Source organism: Streptomyces sp. NPDC001678 (assembly GCF_042892945.1).
In the GTDB taxonomy this organism is placed as follows: domain Bacteria; phylum Actinomycetota; class Actinomycetes; order Streptomycetales; family Streptomycetaceae; genus Streptomyces.
The window spans coordinates 1-4823 of record NZ_JBIAUP010000031.1; the positions used below are offsets into that span (position 1 = coordinate 1).

Genomic DNA, 4823 nt, shown 5'->3' on the forward strand with positions numbered 1-4823 from the left:
GGGTCCGCCGAGTATTGGGTGCGGCACGTCCGCGAGGCGGTCCGCTTCTCCGACGGGATGCGCACCCTGGAGTCGGAGGGTGTGACCCGCTTCCTGGAGCTCGGCCCCGACGCCGTGCTCACCGGGATGGTCAAGGACACCCTCGGCGATGCCACGGACGCTGCCCTGACGGTGTCCGCCCTCCGCAAGGGCAGGGACGACGTCGCGAACCTCGTGACCGCCCTCGGCCGGCTGCACGTCCACGGCGCCGCCGTGGACTGGCACGCCTACTTCGCCGGCCGCAGCACGCGCCGTCTCGACCTGCCGACCTACGCCTTCCAGCGCGAGCGGTACTGGGTGAACGCCACGACCGGCACGGGCGACCTGAGCGCCACCGGCGTGGACACGGTGACGCACCCGCTGCTGGGCGCGGTCCTGCGGCTGCCCGACTCGGACGGCGTGGTCCTCACGGGCAGGCTGTCCGTGTCGTCGCACCCGTGGCTCGCCGATCACGCGGTGCGGGGCACGGTACTCGTGCCGGGCACCGGACTGCTGGAGCTGGCCGTCCGGGCCGGTGACGAGGTCGGCTGCGACGTGCTGGAGGAGCTGACGCTCGCCGCGCCGATGATGCTGCCCGAGCACGGCGCGATACAGGTCCAGGTCGTCGTCGGCACGGACGAGGCCGGGCGTCGCCCGGTGGCCGTGTACTCGCGGCGGGAGGACGCGGGCGACCGCGCGTGGGTCCGTCACGCCTCCGGGTTCCTCACCGCCGACGCCCAGAAGGCGGCGGCGTTCGACCTGAGCGCCTGGCCGCCGGCCGGTGCCGAACCGGTACGACTCGACGGCGCGTACGAGACGCTGCGCGAGCGCGGCTACGGCTACGGCCCGGTGTTCCAGGGCCTGCGGGCGGCGTGGCGGGTCGGCGATGAGCTGTTCGCCGAGGTGGCGTTGCCGGAAGGCGTCGATGGTGGGGCGTTCGGTCTGCACCCGGCGCTGCTGGACGCGGCGATGCACGCCGCGATCCTCACCGGCGCGGGTGACGGCGAGACCAGGATTCCCTTCGCGTGGACCGATGTGGCGCTGCACGCGGTGGGCGCCTCGGCGGTCCGGGTACGCCTGTCGCGGCTCGACGACGGCGGGCTGGCCCTGGCGGTCGCCGACACGACCGGGCGACCGGTCCTCTCCGTGGGCTCGATGGTCGGCCGGCCGGTGTCGGCCGAGCAACTCGACGCGGGTGACGGCTCGGGCGAGTCGCTGTACGGGATCGAGTGGTCCGGTGCGGCGGTGGCGGACGGTGCCACGGTGTCGTGGGCGCCGTGGGACGAGGCCATGGACGCGGAACCCGGTGCGGTGCCGGATGTGGTGGTGCTGGACTGCGGTACGGCGGTCACGGAGGGCGACGTGCCCGACGGCGTGCGGACCGTACTCCACCACGCACTGGACGCGATTCGGCGCTGGCTGTCCGATGAGCGTTTCGCGGGTTCGAGGTTGGCTGTGGTGACCCGTGACGCGGTGGCTGTGGCTGATGGTGTGGCGTTGGATGTGGTGCAGGCTCCGGTGTGGGGTCTGGTGCGTTCGGCGCAGGCGGAGAACCCGGGCCGGTTCGTCCTGGTGGACGTCGATGGCGGGCTTGATGAAGTGCCCGTGGCGGCGCTGGCTTCGGGTGAGCCGGAGCTGGCGGTGCGTGGTGGCGAGGTGCTGGTGCCGCGCCTGGTGCGAGTGGATTCTCCGGCAGCGGATGTCTCCCTCGATGTCGAGGGTGGGGTGCTGATTACCGGCGGTACGGGTGGTCTGGGTGCTGTTGTGGCCCGTTACCTGGTCGCCGAGCGTGGTGTCCGTTACCTGACGCTGACGAGCCGTCGGGGCCTTGAGGCCCCGGGCGCGTCGGAGCTCGCGTCGGAGCTGACTGCGATGGGTGCTGACGTGCGCGTCGTCGCGTGTGATGTGTCCGATCGTGTGGCGCTGGCCGCTGTGGTGGACGGAATCACCACCGACCGGCCCCTCACCGCCGTGGTCCACGCTGCCGGAATCGGCGACAGCGCGCTGGTCGACGCCCTCACGCCCGAGCAGGTACACGCCGTGCTCGCGCCGAAGGCGGACGCGGCCTGGTGGCTGCACGAGCTGACGCGTGAGATGGACCTGGCGGCGTTCGTACTGTTCTCGTCCGCCGGCGGCCTCGTGCTGACCGCCGGACAGGGCAACTACGCGGCGGCCAACGTCTTCCTCGACGCCCTGGCGCAGCAGCGCCACGCCGAGGGGCTGCCGGCCACCGCGATGGCGTACGGCCTCTGGGAGGTCGGCGCCGGGCTCGGTCAGTACCTCAGTGACATCGACCGCAAGCGCATGGCCAACCAGGGCGTCCCGGCACTCTCCTACGAGACCGGTCTGGAGCTGTTCGCGGCCGGGCTGAGTTCGCCGCGGCCCACGGTCGTCCCCATCCACGTCGACACGGCCGCCCTGCGCACCCGTACCGACGAGATCCCCGCCCTCCTGCGCGGCTTCGCCCCCGCGGCACGCCGATCGGCTGCCGCCGGGGTCGGCGCGGCAGCGGGCGAACCTGCCGGCTTCGAACAGCGGCTCGCGGGACTGTCGGCCAACGAGCGGCACCGTGCGGTGCTTCAGATCGTGCGCGGTCAGGTGGCGGCTGTCCTCGGGCATGGGTCGGCCGAGGCGATCGGGCCGGACCGGGCGTTCCAGGAGCTCGGTTTCGACTCCCTCGCGGCGACCGAGCTGCGCAATCAGCTCAACCGCGTCACCGGTCTGCGTCTCCCCGCCACGCTCGTCTTCGACCACCCCAACTCCCTCGCCGTCACCGACCACATCGAGGCCCAGCTGGCCCCGGTGACGGACGGACCCGGCGCCGGGGGCGTCGAAGACGACATCCGCCGGGCGCTTCAAACGATCCCGACGAACCGGCTTCGCGACGCGGGCCTCATGGACAGCCTCCTCGAACTCGCGGAAGTACGAGGACTGCCGATCGGCCCGGACGCGGAGGAAGACACCGGCCCCGGCGCCGATGAAACCGACGGCGAGGCGCTGCTGGCCGCCCGCAGGGAGACCGCGCGGCTCCGGAAGCACAACCGCGAGCTCTCCGCGGCCCGGCACGAGCCCATCGCCATCGTCGGCATGGCCTGCCGCTACCCGGGCGGCGTGACCAGCCCCGAGGACCTGTGGCGGCTGGTGACGTCCGGTGGCGACGCGATCTCCGCGTTCCCGGAGGACCGGGGCTGGGAGGGCTTCCAGGACGCGGGCCAGTACCCCCGCCTGGGCGGGTTCCTCGACGAGGCGGCCGGCTTCGACCCCGCGTTCTTCGGGATCTCCCCGCGCGAGGCCCTCGCCATGGATCCCCAGCAGCGGCTCACCCTGGAGCTGTCGTGGGAGGCCCTGGAGCGGGCGGGCATCGACCCGACCTCGCTCAAGGGCACCCGGACGGGTGTCTTCGCCGGTGTGATGTACCACGACTACCCGGGCAGCGACGGCAACGGCAGCGTGGTGTCCGGCCGGGTCTCCTACAAGCTCGGCCTGGAGGGGCCCGCAGTGTCCGTGGACACCGCGTGCTCGTCCTCCCTGGTCGCCCTGCACCTCGCCGTGCAGTCCCTGCGGCAGGGTGACTGCTCCCTCGCCGTGACCGGCGGTGTCACCGTGCTGTCGACTCCGGGCGTGTTCGCGGAGTTCGGCCGTCAGGGCGCGCTCGCGTCGGACGGCCGCTGCAAGTCCTTCGCCTCGGCCGCCGACGGCACGGGCTTCTCCGAAGGCGCCGGTTTCCTCGTCGTGGAACGGCTGTCGGACGCCCTCCGCAACGGCCACCCCGTGCTCGCCGTGGTCCGTGGCTCGGCAGTAAACCAGGATGGCGCGTCCAACGGCCTGACGGCACCCAACGGCCCGTCCCAGCGCCGGGTCATCCGCCAGGCCCTCGCCAACGCCCGCCTCGCCGCCGACCAGATCGACGCGGTCGAGGCGCACGGTACGGGCACCACTCTGGGTGACCCGATCGAGGCGCAGGCGCTGCTGGCGACGTATGGTCAGGACCGGCCGGAGGGCCGGCCGCTGTGGCTGGGCTCGGTGAAGTCCAACATCGGTCACACCCAGGCGGCGGCGGGTGTCGCGGGCGTCATCAAGATGGTCATGGCGATGCGCCACGGCGTCCTGCCCTCCACCCTCCACGTGGACGAGCCGTCGTCCAAGGTCGACTGGTCCGAGGGAAGCGTGCGCCTGCTGACGGAGGCCAGGGAGTGGGGTACGACCGGCCGCCCGCGCCGGGCCGGCATCTCGTCCTTCGGCATCAGCGGCACGAACGCACACGTCCTGGTCGAGCAGGCACCGTCGATGGCGAACGAGGAGGAGAGGGACGCGGCGCCGGTCGTGGTGCCGTGGCTGCTGTCCGCCCGCGACGAGAACGCGCTGCGGGCACAGGCCGAGCGCCTGCTGACCCTGCTGGACGCCGGGGCCGAACACGGTCCGCTCGACGTGGCGTTCTCCCTCGCCACGACCAGGGCCGCTCTCGACCACCGCGCGACGATCGTCGGCACGGAGCGGGACGAGCTCGTCGCAGGCCTCCGCGCCCTGGCACGCGGCGAGGCGGCGAACGGCCCCCGGACCGAGGGACTGCTGGCCGTGCTGTTCTCGGGTCAGGGGTCGCAGCGGTTGGGGACGGGGCGGGAGTTGTATGCCCGGTTCCCGGTGTTCGCTGCGGCGTTCGATGCGGTGTGTGCGGGGCTGGACGAGCACTTGGACCGGCCTCTGCGCGAGGTGGTCTGGGGTGAGGACGAGGAGCTGATCAACCAGACGGTGTTTGCCCAGGCCGGTTTGTTCGCGGTCGAGGTGGCGTTGTTCCGGTTGGTGGA

At 72.6% G+C, this 4823-nt stretch carries 1 protein-coding gene; it reads left to right on the forward strand.

The window, feature by feature from the left end; translation table 11 throughout:
- Positions 1–4823, forward strand: a 4823-nt coding sequence (locus ACFYZR_RS32320) for a type I polyketide synthase (protein ID WP_391917109.1), incomplete at both ends; no start/stop codon positions are given.